Below are 19,766 nucleotides of genomic sequence, written 5' to 3' on the forward strand. Positions count from 1 at the left end.
GAGCTTTAAGATGTCCCCTTCCTCTTTAGGTGGGGGAAAACAAACTACAACAGCTGGCGAGCATATCTCCCAGCTCGTTGAAACGCTAATTGGAAGATTTTTCTTCTAAAGAAGAAAAATTTGAACAATGGCGTTATAAAATGTTTAATAAATATTTTACATCATCAGGAATAAAACCGTCAAGACTGTAAGTGATGGTGTTACAAAAGTATTTTTTGGAAATACACTTGATTTTTGATAATGTATATTTTATAATATTTTCGTATCAGATGAATATTATTGCGATGATGAGGAATCAGCTTAGATACGCGTCACAGAGAGCCGGCAGCAGGTGAAAGCCGGTACGGGTTATGAGTGTTCCACCTCGGAGTACCTGGTGATGAATCAGGCGGGCAAGCCCGATATAGCTAAAAGAGTATGCGTGAGCATGAGCTGGGTGGCACCACGGAGATATGAGCTTCGTCCCAATAGGGACGGAGCTTTTTTTGCCAGCATGGGTGTCGGCAGCATTTAAGGAAAACAGGTGTGATGCATAGTGTGAGTGCAGAGCTGCCTGTCGGAAGGCAGGAACTGTCGCGTGGTGCACCTATTGAATACATGTTTGCAGCACAAAGCTCTTTCTTGATATTTACACTGATAAGGTTTAGAGAAGTTGTGTATATTTTATTAATAAATAGGAGGCTGGACAATGAAGGTTTTAATTGCAGATGGTGTTTCACAGATGGCCGTAGATATTTTAAAGGACGATTTTGAGTGTGTAATCAAGGACAAGCTCCCGGCGGAGGAGCTGCTGGAAATAATACCTGATTTTGATGCCCTCATTGTCCGGTCTGCATCCAAGGTTACTGCTGAGGTTATCAAAGCTGCCACCAAACTAAAGATAATAGGCAGGGCAGGAGTCGGTGTTGACAATATCGATGTAGCCGCTGCCACTGACAAGGGTATTATTGTCATAAATTCACCTGGTGGTAACACAAATGCTGCTACAGAGCATTCTTTTGCCATGATGTTGTCCATGGCCAGAAACATACCTGTTGCCAATGAAACCCTACAAAAAGGTGAGTGGAACCGCAAACAGTATACCGGTGTGGAGCTGAAGGACAAAACACTTGGTGTCATCGGCATGGGGCGGATTGGCAGTGGCGTTGCAAAACGCGCATTAGGCTTCGAGATGAAGGTAATAGCTTATGATCCATATATCAATGAGGAGCATGCTAAGGATATTGGGGTGCAGGTTGGCAGCCTGGAGGATGTTATTACCAAGTCGGACTTCATAACTGTACATATGCCTCTCACAGATGCTACCCGGGGTATGATAGACAAGGAAGCTATGTATAAAATGAAGAAAGGGGTTCGCCTGATCAATTGTGCCCGTGGTGGCATAATCGTGGAAGAGGATTTGCGTGAAGCCGTTTTGGATGGCCAGGTGGCCGGTGCCGCCATAGATGTGTTTACCAGTGAACCGATTCCTGCGGATCATCCTCTGTTAGGGGTTAAGGGCATCTATGTTACACCTCATCTGGGGGCTTCCACGGTAGAAGCTCAGATTGGTGTGGCTGTGGATGTAGCTCAGGGCATCAAGGCTGCTCTTAACGGTGAACCGGTTATGACGGCTGTAAATATGGCACCTGTTTCCAAGCAGGTGATGAATGTGATAGCACCATATTTCGACCTGGCAGAAAGACTGGGTTGTGCAGTGCGTGCCTTGTCAGATGGAGCTGTTAAAAAGCTTGAGGTAGCCTATAATGGCGATATTGCTGATGTAAATACCAAAATGATTACTACTGCTGTTATAAAGGGTATGCTGAATGCCGAGATGGATGACAGTGTTAATTATGTTAATGCTCCAGGCTTGGCCAAAGCCCGTAATATTAAGATCAGTGAGGTCAAGGATAAGGATACGGAGCGTTTTGCCAATGTAATAACTGTTACTGCAACTGCCGGCAAGGATAAAAAGGTCAGTGTTCAGGGAACCCTGTTTGGCGATAAGGGCCGTATTGTTAAAATCAATGATAATCATGTGGATTTGGCACCTCGTGATTGCATTCTGCTGTGCCCTCACATCAATCGTCCGGGTGTTATCGGACAGGTTGGTTCGATTATGGGTGCTGCCGGTGTTAATATTTCCGGGATGCAGGTGTCCAATACCAATGAGGAGGGCACAAATCTGATGATTCTCACCTTGGACAGGGATGTACCTGCTGATGTGGTGAAGCTGATTACCTCCATGGATGATATCTTTGGGGCCAAGATGATAGTCTTTAAGTAATGTAAGCACATATTTACAATTAATACCTCCAAGGTGAAGCGGTTGCTTTGCCCTGGGGGTATTTTTGCTTTATTGGCAGGTGGCAGGGCTTCGGAAGTAGTGTGTGTCCTAACAATATTGATATTTCTGACCAAAATAATTATAATAGTGTATAAGTATATAATTGCTTGAAGTGGGCTATTTTCTAATGTAGGGATAATAGGTGATTAATATGAAAATAGAAGGGTTGGGTACGCGGCAAAATTTACCGTCTATGGGGCATGATGCCAATCGGCGTACTAATGCTATGGAATCTGATTTTTCCTCAGAATTGGCAGATCAGCGGAGCAGTGCATCGCATGAACAGCTGCAGAGGCTGCTTGATCAAATTGATGAACAGGGAGCACGCCTTACCAAGACGCCGACATACGATGAGCTCAGGGAATACAGAAGTCTGATTAAAAATTTTGTGAGCTCTGTGGTTAGTCAGCTTTATGATGTAAGTACACAGTCCGGCTGGGATCGTATGGGGCGGCAAAAGGTATATACCACTGTGCGGAAAATTGATACAGAATTGGAAAGCATGGCGGAAAAAATTCGTTTGGGACAGGCAGAACAGCTTGATGTAGTAGCCAGCCATGATGCAATTCGTGGCATGCTGGTGGATTTGTATATGTAATGAATATATTTTGGAAAAATATCATTGGTCATGAAAGAAATATTGACAGGCTCAAGCTCCTTTGCAGTGAGGACAGGGTGCCACATTCCATGCTTTTTTGTGGTATTCAGGGAATTGGCAAAAGACTGGTGGCAGAATCCATGGCCGCAGCAATACTGTGTCATAATCCTATTGCGGGAACTGCCTGTGGGGAGTGTCCTTCCTGCAAGGCTCTGATGGCAGATATTCATCCTGATTTCTTTCAGGTACAGCCTGAAGTAAAAAAAGGTTCTGAGCTGATAAAAATTGAGGCAATTCGCGAGATGCAGGAGAAAATATCCAGGATGCCTGTGGTGTCAAAGCAGCGTGTGGTCATTATTGATGATGCCCAAACCATGAATGATGCGGCAGCAAATTGTCTGCTGAAAACCATTGAGGAGCCTGGTGGACAGATATATTTTATTTTGATTACCAATTCGGTTATGGCCATGCTTACCACCATTATTTCCCGGTGTATGCGGGAGGATTTTGGCGGTCTGGAAAGCCAGGATGTGGTCAAGGTACTTGTCCAAAAAGGAATTGATGACAAACAGGCGTCATATCTTGCAGGGTTTGCGGATGGCAGTGTTGGCCAGGGCCTGTTGCTCAATGATGAGGAAGGAAGCAGCCTACATAATAGTGCCATGAAGTTTTTCACAGCCTGTGCCCAGTCCGTGGTGGACATGGAACTGGCGTGGATGCTTGGCCGGGAGCTGGGGGAAAAGGATAAAGGACAGCTTCAGCAATGGTTTGGTTTTTTTATCATGCTATTACGAGATCAGCTGGTATTATACAGTGGCAGTGATATTATTCTGTACAACCAGATGGATATGGGGCGTTTGGGGAATCTGGCCGGAGGCTTGTCCCAGAGAAAATTGCTGGCTATTTTAAAGCTGGCCAGGGAATATCAGGGAAGGCTTCGATACAGTGTGAACAACCGCCTTTTGGCGGAGAGCTTTATTGTAAGAGTAAAGGATATAGTGGAGGATTAAAGTGCAAACAGTAGTTGGCGTCCGTTTTAAGCGGGCAGGGAAAATATATTACTTCAGTCCAGGTAATATGGACATTCAACAAGATGATGATGTTATTGTGGAGACCGCGAGGGGGATAGAATTCGGCTCAGCGGTTATAGGCCCCCGGGAGGTGCCTGACAGTGATGTGGTGCTGCCATTGAAGGAGGTTCTCCGTAAGGCCACTGAAGCGGATAAAAAGAAGGTTTTGGAGAATACGGCCAAGGAAAAGGAAGCCTTTGATATTTGTGAGGAGAAAATCAAGGCCCATGATTTGCCAATGAAATTGGTTCAGGTGGAATACACCTTTGATGTAAATAAGATTATCTTCTATTTTACAGCAGATGGCCGTATTGATTTCAGGGAGCTGGTAAAGGATTTGGCCGCAGTGTTCCGCACCCGTATTGAGCTGAGGCAGATAGGTGTCAGGGACGAGGCAAAGCTGATGGGAGGAATTGGCTGCTGCGGCAGACCTCTTTGCTGTAATACATTTCTGGGGGAATTTGAACCGGTCTCCATTAGAATGGCCAAGGAGCAGAATTTATCATTAAATCCTACTAAGATATCCGGAATTTGTGGCAGGCTGATGTGCTGCCTGAAATATGAAAATGACTGCTATTGTGGCAAACAGCACAAGCGTGTGAAGATCAAACCGCCAACTCAGGGCAGTAAGGTAATTACTGCTGAAGGAGAGGGAAAGGTCATCAATATCAATCAGCAACGCCGCAGTGCAACTATTCTTTTGGATAACAGCAAGACCATTGTGGCATCCTGGGAGGATGTTATAGAAAAGGACGAAGATGATATCTGATACAAGCACATTGCAAATAGCGGAGGAAGACATTGCGCTGGGGGAAAATGAACGAATTGATGATCTGTTGCTGAGAGGCAGAAAGATTATTCAGAACACCAAGGAGTTCTGTTTTTCCATTGATGCAGTGCTGCTGGCACACTATCCACAATATCACGCCAATTGGCGGGTGATGGATCTGGGGACGGGGACAGGTGTCATGCCACTGCTTATAGCGGATAAAGTCAGGGAAATACATGGGATAGAGTTAAATCCGGTTATGGTGGATTTAGCCAGACGCAATGTGACTTTGAATCAGCTTCAGGGAAAAATTACCATTAAATCAGGTGATTATAGGAATATCCGGGATATTTATCCTGCCGAGTGCTTTGATTGTGTTATAGCGAATCCTCCGTATCGGCCTGTTGCTGATGGGACATTAAGTGCCCTGAAAGGGGTTGCCAGTGCCCGTCATGAGTTGACAGCTACCTTGAAGGATGTGGTGCGGGCGGCCAGATACCTGCTTAAGTTCAGGGGCAGGTTTGCCATGGTTCACCTTCCTGAGCGGTTAGGGGAGATTGTCGTGGCCATGCATGAAAACCAGATAGAAATCAAGCGCCTGCAGCTTGTACAGCCCAAGCCATCAAAGCCATCAAACCTGTTGCTGGTAGAAGGAGTTGTTGGTGGGGCTTCAGGAGGCATGAAGGCGGAAGTGCCATTAATTATCCATCGTGAGGATGGGACTTATACCGATGAGGTACTCAGCATATATAACCTGTCAAGGGATGGTAAAGCATCCTGTGGGATATGAAGTTAGTATTTTGGTTAAAACGCTGATAACAATATTTCCTGTTTTGCAGAAAATTTGGGAAAATGGTGTTATAGGTCTGTATTTTTTCGGTAACAGTGGTAAAATACGATTATGGTATTTTTCACTGTTGCTTTATTTTTGTCAGAACAGCTTGTGGCACATATTAGGAATAAAGGGGCCCGCAACAGTGGTAAAAAGGAATTTTATGTATGGCAAATGAAATTAGAGAGAAAGGCATGCTGTATCTTGCAGGGACGCCTATTGGCAACCTGGAGGATATGACATACAGAGCAGTGCGATTATTGGGAGAGGCAGATTTGATTGCTGCTGAGGATACCAGACATTCAAGGAAATTGATGGCGCATTTTGATATTCATACACCGCTCACCAGTTATCATGAACACAACAAGCTGGAAAAAGGTCCTGAGCTGGTTGAAAAGCTGCTTTCCGGTGCTACCATAGTATGCATAAGTGATGCCGGATTACCGGGAATCTCTGATCCGGGAGCACATTTGGCTAAGTTGGCTATCGATGCAGGAATACCGGTAAGTCCACTGCCTGGAGCCAATGCAGCCTTATCGGCACTGATTTGTTCGGGCTTGGATACAACGGCATTTTCTTTTTATGGATTTTTACCCAAAACCGTGAAAAAGCGTCGGGAATTACTGGCTTATATTAAAGAAAAAAAGGAAACGGTTATTTTGTATGAGGCACCGCATCATTTGAAGTCAACTCTTAAGGACCTGGTGAGTATACTGGGGCCTGACAGAAAAGCTGCAGTTGCCCGTGAGCTTACAAAGAAATTTGAAGAATTCAGGCGCGGCAGCTTGGGGGATATGCTGGAATATTATGAGCTTAATTCTCCGAAGGGGGAGTTTGTGATTATAATAGAAGGCTTTAATGGAGAAGTGTCTGCTGAATATGAGACTGAGGCGGACATTTCTCCCGGGGAGATGGTCTCAAAATTGGAACAGGAGGGCATGCCCCGCAAGGAAGCCATGCGGGAGACTGCAAAACGGTTGGGAATCAGTCGTCGGGATGTTTATCAGTCGATGTTAAAATGACATGGAATCTGTTAAGCTGGAGCCGTACAGACTGTTGAATCTTGACCTTTTTATGAGGCGGTTTATTATTGTCAACTGAATTCAAAGGGACAGTTTCACCATGCTGCATGTAGGGTAAGATTGTATCATATATATTTAGGAGGAAAATTTTTGTGAGTAATAAGAGCTTTTATATCACCACACCGATATATTATCCGAGTGCCAAGCTGCACATAGGACACGCATATTGTACAACTATTGCTGATGCGGTGGCACGCTACCATCGCCTGGCCGGCGATGATGTGTTTTTTTTGACCGGCAGTGATGAGCATGGCCAAAAGATTCAGGAGAAAGCAGAAGCTGCCGGAATAAAACCGATTGAATATACAGATAAGATCGTGGCTGAATTTCAGAATCTGTGGAAGCTGCTTAACATTTCCAATGATGATTTCCTTCGTACCACGCAGCCACGCCATGAAAAGGTTGTGCAGGAAATTTTCCGCCGGGTTTATGATAAGGGCGATATTTATAAGGGCTCTTACAAGGGCTTGTACTGCACTCCATGTGAGAGCTTTTGGACTGAGCTGCAGTTGGATGAAAATGGCTGTTGCCCGGATTGTGGCCGCCCGGTTAAGGAAGTGTCAGAAGAAGCATACTTTTTCAAGATGTCCAAGTATGCGGACAGAATATTAAAATATATAGAAGAGAATCCTGACTTTATTCAGCCGGTTTCCCGTCGTAATGAGATGATTAATTTCATCAAGCAGGGACTGGAGGATCTCTGTATTTCCCGTACTTCCTTTGATTGGGGCATACCTGTGCCTATTGATGAAAAGCATGTTATATATGTATGGTTTGATGCCCTTACCAATTATTTGACTCCAATTGGTTTTTTGGATGATCCGGAGAAGTTTAAGAAATTCTGGCCGGCAGATATCCACTTGGTAGGCAAGGAAATTGTGAGGTTTCATTCCATTATATGGCCTTGTATATTAATGGCCCTGGATCTTCCTTTGCCTAAGCAGATTTATGGTCATGGCTGGCTGGTGGTGGATGGGACAAAAATGTCCAAGTCACTGGGAAATGTTATAGATCCTATTGAACTCATTGAAAAATATGGACCGGATGCAATCCGCTATTTCCTCCTGCGTGAGATTAACCTAGGTCAGGATGGTAATTTTTCTGAATTGGCTTTGGTACAGCGCATCAATTCAGATCTGGCCAACGATTTGGGGAACTTACTCCATAGAACACTGAACATGGTTGGCAAGTTTCAAGAGGGAGAAGTCTTGGCGGCCAAGGGCAGCTCTGAAATAGACGATTCCCTGATTGCTGAAGCCATGGCTGCCGTAAAGGCCTTTGATGACGGCATGGGAACCATGAAAATCAGTGATGCAATTAAGGCGGTCTGGTCCTTTATAAGTAGGGCCAATAAATATATTGATGAAACGGCACCATGGACCTTGGCCAAGGATCCTGATAAAAAGCAGGAATTGGCCAATGTAATGTATAATTTGGTTGAGGCAATGAGAATTGTAAGTGTGCTTGTTTCTCCGTTTATGCCGGTTACTGCCGGGAAAATATGGCAGCAGCTAAATCTGCCTGAAGATTTCAGTGAGGTGCGGCTTGATTCTGTCAGAAAATGGGGAAATACTCCTGTTGGCATACATATTGGCAAGCCGGAACAACTATTCCCACGCATTGAGCTGGCTAAAGAGGATGTTGTTCAGGAGCCTAAAAAGAATACTGCAAACAAGAAGAATAAGTCCGGTGATGAGGCAGATAAAAACGCAGGAGATAACCTTATCACTATTGATGATTTTTCAAAGATTAAGCTGCAGGTGGTGGAAATTACAGGTGTTGAGCCTGTTCCTAAAGCAGATAAGCTACTGAAGCTCACAGTTGACACCGGTACGGAAAAAAGACAGGTAGTGTCAGGGATTGCCCAATACTATACAGCAGATCAGCTTATAGGCAAAAAGGTAATCCTGGTTATGAATCTGAAACCTGCAAAACTCCGTGGGGTTGAATCCCAGGGGATGATTTTGGCGGCATCCAAGGATGATGCGCTGGAGGTCGTAACAGTTGATATGCCAATAGGTAGTATTGTTAAGTGATTTTTCAGTATTAAATGAGGGTGCCGGAATATCTGAAAGCTTATGGGGTTGTTGCATTTATGTAGCAGCCCTTTAATTATTTAAGAATGATGTAAGTTAAATTTTTTAATTAGTGGAGCATATTTATAATGAAAGAAAATGTATTAATTGATACTCATGCACATCTTACTGATGAAAAATTTGCCCAGGATAAGGAAAAAATAATTACCAATGCCATGGGAAACGGATTGGTTGGAATTATTAATATGGGGGATACAATGCAGTCGTCAAAGGCCTGTGTATCACTGGCCAGTGAATATAAAATCTGCTATGCCGGGATTGGGGTTCATCCTGAAGAAGCCTATGACATGCATGATGACGATTTTGACAGCATTATAAAAATGTCAAAAAATAATAAAGTGGTATGTATAGGTGAAATAGGCCTGGATTATTATTGGGAAAAGGATCAGGAAAAAAGAGCGCTGCAAAAAAGGATTTTTGTCCAGCAGTTGGCAATAGCAAAACAACTAAATTTGCCGGTATGTGTACATAACCGGGAGGCGCACAGGGATACTTTGGAAATTATAAAGAATGAAGGGAAAGGCGTACAGGGTGTGATGCATTGCTTTTCAGGGAGCATGGAAATGGCCCGTGAACTTCTGAAGTTGGACTGGTATATTGGCGTAGATGGTCCATTGACCTTTAAAAATGCTGCAAAATTGCCTGAAATTGTCAAGGAATTTCCCTTGGACAGGATATTGGTGGAGACAGATTGTCCGTATATGGCACCGGTTCCCATGCGTGGCAAACGAAATGAGCCGGCTTTTGTGAAATTTGTTGCTGAAAAATTAGCTGAATTAAAGGGCCTTAGTTTTGAAACTGTTGCAGAAAAGACAACAGCCAATGCCAGGGCGTTGTATAGAAAGCTGAATGCTGTATAGGTTAATATTTTTAAAGTGGGAGACGGCTGTCATTTTCAGCCGTTTTTTATTGCCATAAACCCTTAAAATAGAGGGTTTTTAAGGCTAAAGTGGATGTAACCTATTTGAAAATTTGACATTTTTCCAGTTTGCTGATATACTCATAAACATGTTTTTGACAAAGGGGGAATTTAATGACTTTTAAAAAGTTATATGTCCGATGTATCCGGGATATCCGGTTTCCGATTTGCATTGGCATGATGTTTGTGATGTTGATGATGACAGGATTCATACCGCACAAGCATGTAACAATATCAGTTGATGGTCAGACTATTGAAATGAATACGCCATATAGTGTTGTTGATAACATACTTGTTCAGGCAGGTGTGACCAAAAACGAGAAGGATGAGTATAAGATTACAGCCGGGGATAACGGTGATATGGTTATCGATATCAGGCGTGCTGTACCAGTTTTTATAGAATACCAGGGTAAGCAGGAAGAACTGCTTACTGCAAAGGCCACTGTAGGAGAGATAATGGCTGAACTGGGATATGTGGGTAATCGATATCAGGTTGATAAGCGTGGTGATATGGGCGTTGTGGCTGATATGCATATTCGTGTATCGGATGTGGCACCAGTCAGTATCCCCGCAAAAAAGACTGTAGATACCAATCAGGGAAATATGCCATATAGTGCTCACATGGAGATGGAGGCTACGGCATATATTCCAAGTGATGGTAACGGTTCAGGGATTACAGCTACCGGAGTTGTGGCACAGCATGGTGTGGTTGCAGTTGATCCAAGGGTAATACCTTTGGGATCGAAGGTATATATTCCAGGTTATGGTGTGGCTGTAGCAGCTGATACCGGCGGAGCAATTAATGGCAATAGGATAGATTTGTGCATGAACACCTATAGGGAGGCTATTAATTTTGGCCGTGGTACTGTAGATGTGTATATATTAGATTAAATCCGGAAATTGTTTTCATTGGAGAGATGAAGCAATAGAAAGCGGGGAATAGTAACGGCAACAACGGCTATTACTATTCCCCGTTTTCTATGTTCTCTTAAAATATGCAATATTGCTATAAACCTGTTTTTGCGTTAAAATAAAATCAGAATGCATTGCGCGATGAAGGAGCTCTTTATGGGATTAGTGGTCAAAATAGATGAACTTAAAAATATAACTGAAAATTTGGTTGAAGAATTTTTTGCTGAGGGTGTAACAGAGCGCATATTGGAAGTATTGGATTTCAATGTGACTGGCTTTACTCCTATGGGGCATTTCTATAGCCAGGGGAAGCGGGAAGTCAGACGCATGCTTCAGGATGGCTATGATAGATTGGCTCCTTGTAACATAAATAAAATCCGCAGCGGACAATTCAACGATGAGGAATATATTGCCATTGAGTCTCATGTAATATTGACCAGCAGACAGCAGAAAAAGGTATTGCTGTTGGACATTAATATCATGTACAGGAAAACACCGGAGGGCTTTTCCGTTATAGGAATTAATGTTTCCAAGGATTATGACAGGGAACGTAATTATGAAATGATTACGTCTGCTGCCAAGGATGATTATGAATACCTTGCTGCATATGACAGCTTTACCGGCTTGTTGAATCGCGAGGCTTTTTGTAATCGCACTGCGGATATGCTGATAGATTATCCTGATAAGTCCTTCGTGATTTTGCGTATTAATATAGAACGATTTAAGGTGATAAATGAGGTTTTTGGTGAAGCCGAGGGCGATAAGCTCCTTAACTATATTGCCAGATTTTTGAAGAGTATCGATTTAAAGCTGTGCCAGGCCGCCAGACTATACGCTGACAACTTTGTTGTTTGCTTCGAATCAGGAGCCGGAGCTGCAGAGCACATGATCTACACCCTGCAGGTGGTGGCCAATAGCTTTGAAATTAATCATCATACGGTACTCAGCTTTGGCCTGTATAAGGTTGATGACAGAAATATTCCTGTCAGTACAATGATTGAACGGGCTAACATTGCGTTGAATCAGGTAAGTAAAACCCGTAGGGTAAGGTATTGCGTATACGAAGAGAAAATGCGTGACAAGATGCTGATGGAGCAAAAGATTATCAATGACCTGGAGGGTGCATTTGCCAATAATGAGTTCGTGCTGGCATTCCAGCCGAAATATGAATTGGCTGGTGAATCCATAATAGGTTCTGAAGCGCTCATCAGATGGACGACCAAGGACGGGGAAATGATTCCGCCTAGCCAGTTTATATCGGTCTTTGAAAAAAATGGTTCCATATATGATATTGATAAATTCATGTGGGAGAAAGTATGTCAGCTGATTCGACAATGGATTGATGAGGGCAAGGATGTAAAACCGGTGTCCGTCAATGTTTCGAGAATTGACTTATATGATCCTGAGTTAACAGATGTTTTGGTGGGGCTGGTGAACAAATACAAGATACCAAGACGGTTGCTTGAACTGGAGATAACTGAATCCGCCTATACTGATGATCCGCAAATGATCATGACAGTGGTTGAAAAACTGCAAGAGGCAGGCTTTTGTATCTTGATGGATGATTTTGGCAGTGGCTATTCGTCTCTTAATATGCTCAAGGATATACATATTGACGTATTAAAAATTGATATGGGTTTCCTTCAGTCTACAGAGCTGACAGGACGGGGAACGATCATTTTGTCTTCTGTAGTACAGATGGCAAAGAAGCTCAACCTGCCGACTATTGCCGAAGGAGTAGAGACCAAGGAACAGGTGGATATGTTAAAGTCCATAGGGTGTGATTGGGCTCAGGGATATTATTATTCCATGCCTATCAGTGTGGAAGAATTTGTTAGGCTATTCTAATCATATGGAAATAAATCCCCTTTCTCAATAAAGAGAGAAAGGGGATTTTTGCGTTTATTTATTTAATAATTGCGTGAGCTGTTGGATTTTCCTGTTATGGGCTTTAATGGCAAAATCCATGCGGGCATTTTCTTCTGCTGAAAATTTATTGCTGTCCAGGGAGTCCTGGATTCTTTTGGCTCTGTCTTCCAAATCTTTGATTTCATCGGCCAATGGTTTTTTTTGCCCCAGGGCAATACCGTAGACAGTATGGATATTATCAATTATATGTTGTGCGTAGCCGCGTTCAGCGGAAACCTTCTCCAGATAATTGGCAAATTCGTATATTATATCGAATGGGTCAGTACCCTGTTGTACCATTTCCAAAAGCTGCATCTTGATATCTTCCTGAAGCCCGTGGGCCATGTCGATTAATTGCTGATTATTTTCTTCAGACATATAGTTCACCTCAAACCTTATTAAAGCACAGTAGGTTGTTGTCAGCAAGAATTATTTTATTAAGGAATTAAATATGTTATAATGTTACTTGCCGTGTTTATCCTAATATCAATAATATTGTCTGCCGTGTAAGGGGAAACCAGGCCTCAGGGACTGGTATTGAACCGTTGCGACTTTATCCACAGCATATTGGTGAAAACTTGGAAAAATAAGGCTTGAAATTTCAGTTATCCACTGAGTTATGCACAAAAATCATGATTTTGTGCATAACTTACTAACATTATCCACAACAAATTAGAAAGGTAATGGGTAAAATGTCTTAGCCGGTGAAGTGGATATTAATAATGATTTATAAATAGGAGTGGGGTTTATGGAAAGAAAAAATCTCAAACGGGGATTAAAAAACAGGCATCTGCAGATGATGGCATTGGGGAGTGCTATCGGTACAGGGCTGTTTTATGGATCTGCCTCAACTATTGCGCTGACTGGTCCGTCGGTTATGTTGGCATACTTAATCAGCGGTATAGTGATTTACTTTATTATGAGAATGCTGGGGGAGATGTCAGTGTACGAGCCTGTGCCGGGGTCCTTCAGCTATTATGCCTCAAAATATTGGGGACACTTCCCCGGGTTTATGGCCGGATGGAATTATTGGTACTGTTATATTATGGTCAGTATGGCAGAAATCACTGCTGTAGGCATATATGTAAATTATTGGTGGCCGGATGTGCCACAATGGCTATCAGCCCTTATCTGCCTCATTGTAATCACGGCAATTAACCTTGTTAATGTACGAGCGTATGGGGAAACTGAATTTTGGATGGCCTTTGTGAAGGTAGTGGCAATCCTGAGCATGATTATTTTGGGAGCGTACCTTATAATCAGTAATCCGTTGGGATATCCTGCCAATATCAGTAATCTTTGGAATTATGGCGGCTTTATGCCTAATGGTGTATGGGGCTTGGCCATGGCCTGTGTTGTTGTTATGTTTTCCTATGGTGGCATAGAGCTTATTGGCATCACAGCAGGTGAGGCTGAAAATCCTGATCATTCCATACCAAAAGCTATAAATCAGGTTATATGGCGTATACTTATATTCTATGTAGGGACGATGTTTGTACTTATGTGCCTGTGGCCATGGAATCAGGTGGGGATGGAATCCAGTCCTTTTGTTCAGATTTTTGATAATGTTGGTATTCCTGCGGCTGCACACATTCTTAACTTTGTTGTATTGAGTGCTGCGGTATCGGTGTATAATTCTGCTATTTACAGTAATGCCCGCATGCTGTATGGCTTAGCTGAAAAGGGGGATGCCCCAAAGATGTTTATGCACCTTTCCTCACGCGGGGTGCCGGTGGTGGGCACATTGGTCTCATCCTGTATGACATTGATTATAGTGCTGATGAATTATCTGTTTCCTAGTCAGATTTTCATGTATTTGTTTGCAGTGGTGGTAATTTCCGCGGTCATTAACTGGGTTTGTATTACCGTTACACATATGAAGTTCCGTAACTATTGCCGGAAACATGGTGTTCAGTCAAAATTCAGGTCACTGTTTTATCCTGCAGCCAATTATGTTTGCTTGTTTTTCCTGGTCGGTGTAATTGTTATGATGACCCAAATTCCGGATATGCGGTTGGCGGTTATTGCATTGCCAATCTGGCTGTGTATTTTGTATATAGGTTACCGTTTTAAACTGAAGCGGACAAAAGGTGAGTAGCTACTGATCCGTTTAGGTCTTTATGGGGGATGAATATGTCGGGGGATTTATCTATATATAACAGAATAAAAGAGGCATTGCTGCCTGATGGTACATTGCCGGACGGTTTCATATTACGGCAGCTGCCGGAGCAGGGACTGCGTTTTGCAGATGGGGCAATTGATGGTACGGTGCGTTATCATATGGGACCGACAGAGAATCCGGATATAAGCGGACTGACCTTGGTGCTGGAGCTGGCTTCCAAGGAACGGTTTAATGACGCAGCCAATGCCTTGATAACCCATTTTCAGGGGGGCGGGATGATGCTTCCGGTAATGGATGCGTTGCAGGATTGGGTTTTTGATCATCCGGAAAAGCTGTCACCTGAAGCCCTTGGACAATTTTCCAGAACTCTTCTGGTGCAGAGCCAGGATGTAGAATCAGTTAAATTTGCTATTACAGTCCTTGAACTGCTGGACCAGGAGCTTGAGGAGGAGCTTAGGGATATTTTGTTGGTTTTGGCTGCATCAGATGAATTGACGCTTTTTTGTCTTTTCCTTTTGGCAACCTTTGATAACAGCAATGAGCTGATTTATTCCGTTGCAAAACGGGTAAAAGGCTGGGGAAGGATTCATGCTGTCAGTATGTTGAAACCGGAGAATCAGGAGATGTCCAGGTGGCTGTTGACCGATGGCTGGAGAAACGAGATTATGCCGGAATACTCGGCAATTGTAGCCATTAAGCGGGGAAAGCTGCTGGAGGTTTTAACAGATGCTGCGGTAAAAAAAGAAGATTTCAGTTTGGCTGGCAAGCTTATTGGGGCATCGCTGGAGGATAATCCGGTACCGGGACTAAACCGATATAAAAAAACGGGAGAGTTGCTGCAGGCATATCTTGTTCTGGCTGATCAATGGGCGGATGCGTTGGAAGAATATAATGTTATTTTTGATGTGCGTGATTTTTTATGCAAATCCAACCTTGATAACAAGGAGGACCTGATTCGGTTGGCGACGGGAATTCTTCAGTCTGTGAGATGTACTGATTGTGTCAATGCTTCCATGGATGCAGGTGAGGGCTTTTATTTGGGCAAATCCCTGGGGCTTGATTATGTTGAGCGGGCCATTAATACATTACGGAATAATTGGCGTGAAAAATACGATTTAATTGATTTGCTGTTACCGGAAAAGAAATATACGGATGAGATAATAGAAATGTTTGAAAGGGTATTACCTCTTGAGGATATGGCAACCGGTCCCGAAAATGAATTGGGCAATGATGGTCAGTTTGTGGAACATGGGATTCTTTCTTATGTGATGCAAAGCCTGCAATCAGTACCCGGCAAGGGTGACAGGCTGATTTGTGCAGGCCTTCTGTCGCCGGTTATAGGGACAAGGAATATTGCGTTAAATCTTTTGGAGGCATGGCAAAAGTCAGATTTCCAGTGGACAGATGGTATAATTAAGGCACTTGAGGAATTAAAAGTCAGTGAGGTTAATGAACCGACAAAAAAACGGCTGGAAAATTTCTGATAATTCCATTGAAACCAGTAGACATATATTTTATAATGTAATAGTGTCGCTGACATAGCACAGTTGGTAGTGCATCGGATTCGTAACCCGAAGGTCGCCAGTTCGATTCTGGCTGTCAGCACCAGGATATAATCCCCCTGCATATGGTGCAGGGGGTTTTTGTAATTTTATAATATATCTGCAAAATATATTTTGCATTATTGACATATGACAAAATTTAATATACTATACGGTTTAGAAAAAGATGATAATAATTATTAATATTATGACGGGGTTATTTGTATGGTAAAAGAAAAATATGATATTACCGGGATGACATGTTCAGCCTGTTCTGCCAGGGTAGAAAAAACCGTAAGAAATATGGCGGGGGTTGATGAGGTTGCTGTCAATCTGCTTACAAATTCAATGCAGGTGGTATACGATGGTGATACACTAAGCAGCCGGGAAATAATAAGTGGTATTGAAGGTGCAGGATACGGTGCTGCCCTGCATGGTGGCAATAAAGTAACAGCTGTTGAGGATGATGCCATGCAGGAAATGAAAACCAGGCGCAAGAAGCTGCTTTGGTCCCTGGGGCTGCTGCTCATTGAGCTTTATGTTGCCATGCACCAGATGATATACGGTGCGTTGGGCATCGAAGCACCGGAATTAATAAGGATGTGTTTTGATGGGCCGGAAAATGCCCTTTCCTTTGCATTTACCCAATTACTGCTGGTGATACCTATTATTCTTCTTAATAAGAATTATTATATCAACGGCTTTAAAAATATAGTTTCCCTGGCACCTAATATGGACAGCCTTGTCGGCTTGGGCTCGGCATCTGCCCTGTTTTATGGCATAGTGAATATATATTTCATTGGGTGGTATATGGGCCATGGTGATTTTTTGTCGGTAAGCCAATATAGCACTAATCTCTATTTTGAGTCTGCAGGAATGATAGTTACACTGGTTTCTATCGGCAAATATCTTGAAGCACGGGCTAAACATGGTACAACGGCTGCCCTGAGAAAACTTATGGATTATGCTCCTAAAATTGTCATTGTAGAGAGAAATGGCGCTGAAACGGATATACCGGCAGATCAGCTTGTCAAGGGAGACATTGTGATAGCCAAGCCGGGGACTATTATAGCGGCAGATGGGATTATTATAGAAGGGAAAACCATTATTAATGAAGCCATAATAACAGGGGAAAGTCTTCCGGTGGAAAAATTTCCGGGAGATAATGTGGTTTCGGGAACAATAAATGAGAACGGAAGAATCAGATATGAAGCCTGTCAGGTAGGAGCAGATTCTACCCTTAACCGTCTGATAGGGCTGGTGGAGGAAGCTTCCAGCAGTAAGGCTCCTATGGCCAAGCTGGCTGATAAGATAGCTGGCTGGTTTGTTCCTGCAGTCATGTTGATTGCCCTGTGCACCGGTGTAATCTGGCTTATGTTGGGATATGGTATGGAATTTGCCTTCTCAATGGCGGTGTCTGTTTTGGTTATTTCCTGTCCATGTGCCCTGGGACTTGCAACACCTGTGGCAATTATGGCCGGAATTGGTAAAGGGGCAGAAAATGGCATACTGATTAAATCCGGGGAAATTCTGGAAATGGTAAGCAAGGTATCTGCCATAGTATTGGATAAGACCGGTACTATTACGCAGGGCAGTCCTTCGGTAACTGACATTATACCGGTTGGCATTTCGGAGACCCAGCTCATTCATGCAGCTGCTGTCCTGGAAAAAAACAGTGAGCATCCAATAGGTAAAGCTATTGTAGAACATGCCGGACTGAAAGCTGATATGGAATATCCGGTAACAGATTTCAAGGCGGTTTTGGGGCAGGGAATCATGGGAAGGCTCCAGGATGATTTATATTATCTCGGCAACCTGGAATTTATCCGGCAGAATTGCACCGTCCCCGCTGAGTACCGGGAAAAAGCGGAGAAGCTGAGTGATGCAGGTAAAACAGTGTTATTCATGGCAGCGGAAGGAAAATTACAGGGGATTATAGGTGTAGCAGATGAGATTAAACAATCAAGTTTTGCTGCAATCGATAATCTGAAGAAAATGGGACTCAAGGTTGTAATGCTTACCGGGGACAATGAGCATACGGCCACGGCGATTGCGTCACAGCTTAGGCTGAATGAATATATAGCAGGCGTTCATCCTGAGGAGAAAACCGGGTATATTAAAAAAATGCAGGCCACAGGTGCCAAGGTGGCAATGGTAGGCGATGGGGTGAATGATGCTCCTGCATTGGCAATGGCTGATGCGGGAATTGCAATTGGGGCAGGAACAGATATTGCCATTGAAAGTGCTGATGCAGTATTGGCCAAAAATGATTTGAATGATGTGGTTAATCTCATTCACTTAAGCCGAAAGGTAATCGTCAATATAAAAGAAAATTTGTTTTGGGCTTTTTTTTATAATATAATTTGTATACCGGTTGCGGCGGGAATATTGTACCCTATATGGGGAATACGGCTTACTCCGATGATTGGGGCTGCTGCAATGAGTTTCAGCAGTGTATGTGTTGTGCTTAATGCCCTACGGCTAAAAGGGATGAATTTACGCAGAACAGCATCCGCTGAATTGAGTCAGGAGACTGTATCTGAGAATATTAATTTTAATTATAAGGAGGAAAATGTAATGCAGGTAGAATTAAAAATTAATGGTATGATGTGTGCACATTGCCAGAAAAATGTAGAAAGAGTACTTGGAGCAATGGATGGCGTGGAGTCAGTAAATGTAAATCTTGAGGCTGGGACTGCCTTGGTAAATTGTACAGAAACCATACCAATGGACAGCTTTGCAAAAATTATTTCAGATGCAGGATATGAGTTGGTAAAATAATGTCTTTGTTTTTTCTAAAAAAGCATTGACAAAGCATTGATAAATAAGTAGAATGTATTTTGTCAGTCAGCAGAGGCTACTGATAAAATACATATGCGGAAATAGCTCAGTTGGTAGAGCATCACCTTGCCAAGGTGGGGGTCGCGAGTTCGAGTCTCGTTTTCCGCTCCATAATATGCGGAAATAGCTCAGTTGGTAGAGCATCACCTTGCCAAGGTGGGGGTCGCGAGTTCGAGTCTCGTTTTCCGCTCCATATAGTTTGCGATTCTCGCATTGCTTATGCCGTGCGAGATTTTCTATCAGTATAAAAGGGCCTATAGCTCAGTTGGTTAGAGCAACCGGCTCATAACCGGTCGGTCCCAGGTTCAAGTCCTGGTGGGCCCACCATTTTCCTACTGAAAGCATCCTATACCATGACTCAGTAGCTCAGCTGGATTAGAGTACTTGACTACGAATCAAGGGGTCGGGGGTTCGAGTCCCTCCTGGGTCACCATTATTTTGGGTAGGTGCCCGAGTGGTTAAAGGGAACGGACTGTAAATCCGTCGCCGTAGGCTACGATGGTTCGAATCCATCCCTGCCCACCATTATTATCCCTGAAAAATATATTAAAAGGTATTGACAAGGGATTAATAAGAGGATATACTAAACAAGCTGACTTATGAAGTCGGCGGTGTTCTTTGAAAACTAAACAATGCAACAGGAATCATGCACACATGATTCAAGCCAGATGATGGTATTACTTCTTCGGAAGTAATAAACATACAATAGTTTGTTGGAGCAATATCCAAGAGCGAAAGCGATTGGTA

Annotated in this window: 15 protein-coding genes and 6 tRNA genes; 20 read left to right on the forward strand and 1 reads right to left on the reverse strand. The window is 43.2% G+C overall.

Annotated elements, in window-relative coordinates; genetic code table 11:
- The first annotated feature begins 376 nt into the window (after positions 1-376).
- From K6C05_RS10010 to K6C05_RS10060, 11 genes are all read left to right on the forward strand, one after another.
- A complete protein-coding gene (locus K6C05_RS10010; RefSeq protein WP_296734312.1) occupies positions 377-514 on the forward strand; it encodes a hypothetical protein in 138 nt (45 codons plus the stop codon).
- 174 nt (positions 515-688) lie between these two features.
- Positions 689-2,269, forward strand: coding sequence for a phosphoglycerate dehydrogenase (gene serA, locus K6C05_RS10015; RefSeq protein ID WP_296734314.1), 1,581 nt, complete (start codon positions 689-691; stop codon positions 2,267-2,269).
- 253 nt (positions 2,270-2,522) lie between these two features.
- Positions 2,523-2,927, forward strand: coding sequence for a YaaR family protein (locus tag K6C05_RS10020; protein ID WP_296734344.1), 405 nt, complete (start codon positions 2,523-2,525; stop codon positions 2,925-2,927).
- Positions 2,927-3,937 (forward strand): DNA polymerase III subunit delta', encoded by a 1,011-nt coding sequence (holB, locus tag K6C05_RS10025; RefSeq protein ID WP_296734317.1) that lies wholly within the window; start codon positions 2,927-2,929, stop codon positions 3,935-3,937. Before K6C05_RS10020 ends, holB begins: the two co-directional genes overlap by 1 nt.
- 1 nt (position 3,938) lies before the next feature.
- The gene (locus K6C05_RS10030; RefSeq protein WP_296734319.1) at positions 3,939-4,766 is read left to right on the forward strand and encodes a stage 0 sporulation family protein; all 828 of its coding nucleotides are present in this window, start codon (positions 3,939-3,941) and stop codon (positions 4,764-4,766) included.
- On the forward strand, positions 4,756-5,556 hold the full coding sequence (locus K6C05_RS10035; protein ID WP_296734322.1) for a methyltransferase domain-containing protein: 801 nt from the start codon (positions 4,756-4,758) through the stop codon (positions 5,554-5,556). The genes K6C05_RS10030 and K6C05_RS10035 overlap by 11 nt, the downstream gene beginning before the upstream one ends.
- Positions 5,557-5,765: 209 nt before the next feature.
- Positions 5,766-6,620, forward strand: coding sequence for a 16S rRNA (cytidine(1402)-2'-O)-methyltransferase (gene rsmI / locus K6C05_RS10040; protein ID WP_296734324.1), 855 nt, complete (start codon positions 5,766-5,768; stop codon positions 6,618-6,620).
- A gap of 152 nt (positions 6,621-6,772) precedes the next feature.
- Positions 6,773-8,716: a methionine--tRNA ligase gene (gene metG, locus K6C05_RS10045; RefSeq protein ID WP_296734326.1), complete on the forward strand. Its 1,944-nt coding sequence runs from the start codon at positions 6,773-6,775 to the stop codon at positions 8,714-8,716.
- A 128-nt stretch (positions 8,717-8,844) separates the two neighbouring features.
- Entirely contained in the window at positions 8,845-9,636 is a 792-nt protein-coding gene (locus K6C05_RS10050) for a TatD family hydrolase (RefSeq protein ID WP_296734328.1), read from the forward strand.
- 173 nt (positions 9,637-9,809) lie between these two features.
- The gene (locus K6C05_RS10055) at positions 9,810-10,586 is read left to right on the forward strand and encodes a 3D domain-containing protein (protein WP_296734332.1); all 777 of its coding nucleotides are present in this window, start codon (positions 9,810-9,812) and stop codon (positions 10,584-10,586) included.
- Between the two features lie 177 nt (positions 10,587-10,763).
- The gene (locus tag K6C05_RS10060; RefSeq protein WP_296734334.1) at positions 10,764-12,455 is read left to right on the forward strand and encodes a bifunctional diguanylate cyclase/phosphodiesterase; all 1,692 of its coding nucleotides are present in this window, start codon (positions 10,764-10,766) and stop codon (positions 12,453-12,455) included.
- Positions 12,456-12,509: 54 nt separating this feature from the next.
- Here the strand turns inward: K6C05_RS10060 and K6C05_RS10065 are convergent, their stop codons facing one another.
- On the reverse strand, positions 12,510-12,893 hold the full coding sequence (locus K6C05_RS10065) for a hypothetical protein (protein WP_296734336.1): 384 nt from the start codon (positions 12,891-12,893) through the stop codon (positions 12,510-12,512).
- A 370-nt stretch (positions 12,894-13,263) separates the two neighbouring features.
- On the opposite strand from K6C05_RS10065, the gene K6C05_RS10070 reads away from it, so the two are divergent.
- The 9 genes from K6C05_RS10070 to K6C05_RS10110 all read left to right on the forward strand — a co-directional run bounded on the left by K6C05_RS10070 (position 13,264) and on the right by K6C05_RS10110 (position 19,544).
- Entirely contained in the window at positions 13,264-14,613 is a 1,350-nt protein-coding gene (locus K6C05_RS10070; RefSeq protein ID WP_296734337.1) for an amino acid permease, read from the forward strand.
- 35 nt (positions 14,614-14,648) lie between these two features.
- Entirely contained in the window at positions 14,649-16,121 is a 1,473-nt protein-coding gene (locus K6C05_RS10075) for a hypothetical protein (protein ID WP_296734340.1), read from the forward strand.
- Between the two features lie 48 nt (positions 16,122-16,169).
- Positions 16,170-16,245: transfer RNA gene (locus K6C05_RS10080), tRNA-Thr, on the forward strand.
- Positions 16,246-16,403: 158 nt separating this feature from the next.
- The gene (locus K6C05_RS10085) at positions 16,404-18,959 is read left to right on the forward strand and encodes a heavy metal translocating P-type ATPase (protein ID WP_296734342.1); all 2,556 of its coding nucleotides are present in this window, start codon (positions 16,404-16,406) and stop codon (positions 18,957-18,959) included.
- 95 nt (positions 18,960-19,054) lie between these two features.
- Positions 19,055-19,130, forward strand: a tRNA-Gly gene (locus K6C05_RS10090).
- A gap of 6 nt (positions 19,131-19,136) precedes the next feature.
- Positions 19,137-19,212: transfer RNA gene (locus tag K6C05_RS10095), tRNA-Gly, on the forward strand.
- Between the two features lie 57 nt (positions 19,213-19,269).
- Positions 19,270-19,346 (forward strand) — tRNA-Ile (locus K6C05_RS10100).
- A 28-nt stretch (positions 19,347-19,374) separates the two neighbouring features.
- Positions 19,375-19,452: transfer RNA gene (locus K6C05_RS10105), tRNA-Arg, on the forward strand.
- Between the two features lie 7 nt (positions 19,453-19,459).
- Positions 19,460-19,544 (forward strand) — tRNA-Tyr (locus K6C05_RS10110).
- Positions 19,545-19,766 lie beyond the last annotated feature (222 nt).

Origin of the sequence: Anaerovibrio sp. (assembly GCF_024697385.1) — a bacterium.
Classification (GTDB): Bacteria; Bacillota; Negativicutes; order Selenomonadales; family Selenomonadaceae; genus Anaerovibrio.

What these genes read in the sequence shown, in the direction of transcription:
- serA (WP_296734314.1), top strand. Translation starts at nt 689, where the DNA reads ATGAAGGTTTTAATTGCAGATGGTGTTTCACAGATGGCCGTAGATATT.
- K6C05_RS10020 (WP_296734344.1), top strand. Translation starts at nt 2,523, where the DNA reads ATGGGGCATGATGCCAATCGGCGTACTAATGCTATGGAATCTGATTTT.
- holB (WP_296734317.1), top strand. Translation starts at nt 2,927, where the DNA reads ATGAATATATTTTGGAAAAATATCATTGGTCATGAAAGAAATATTGAC.
- K6C05_RS10035 (WP_296734322.1), top strand. Translation starts at nt 4,756, where the DNA reads ATGATATCTGATACAAGCACATTGCAAATAGCGGAGGAAGACATTGCG.
- rsmI (WP_296734324.1), top strand. Translation starts at nt 5,766, where the DNA reads ATGGCAAATGAAATTAGAGAGAAAGGCATGCTGTATCTTGCAGGGACG.
- K6C05_RS10050 (WP_296734328.1), top strand. Translation starts at nt 8,845, where the DNA reads ATGAAAGAAAATGTATTAATTGATACTCATGCACATCTTACTGATGAA.
- K6C05_RS10055 (WP_296734332.1), top strand. Translation starts at nt 9,810, where the DNA reads ATGACTTTTAAAAAGTTATATGTCCGATGTATCCGGGATATCCGGTTT.
- K6C05_RS10060 (WP_296734334.1), top strand. Translation starts at nt 10,764, where the DNA reads ATGGGATTAGTGGTCAAAATAGATGAACTTAAAAATATAACTGAAAAT.
- K6C05_RS10065 (WP_296734336.1), bottom strand. Translation starts at nt 12,893, where the DNA reads ATGTCTGAAGAAAATAATCAGCAATTAATCGACATGGCCCACGGGCTT.
- K6C05_RS10070 (WP_296734337.1), top strand. Translation starts at nt 13,264, where the DNA reads ATGGAAAGAAAAAATCTCAAACGGGGATTAAAAAACAGGCATCTGCAG.
- K6C05_RS10075 (WP_296734340.1), top strand. Translation starts at nt 14,649, where the DNA reads ATGTCGGGGGATTTATCTATATATAACAGAATAAAAGAGGCATTGCTG.
- K6C05_RS10085 (WP_296734342.1), top strand. Translation starts at nt 16,404, where the DNA reads ATGGTAAAAGAAAAATATGATATTACCGGGATGACATGTTCAGCCTGT.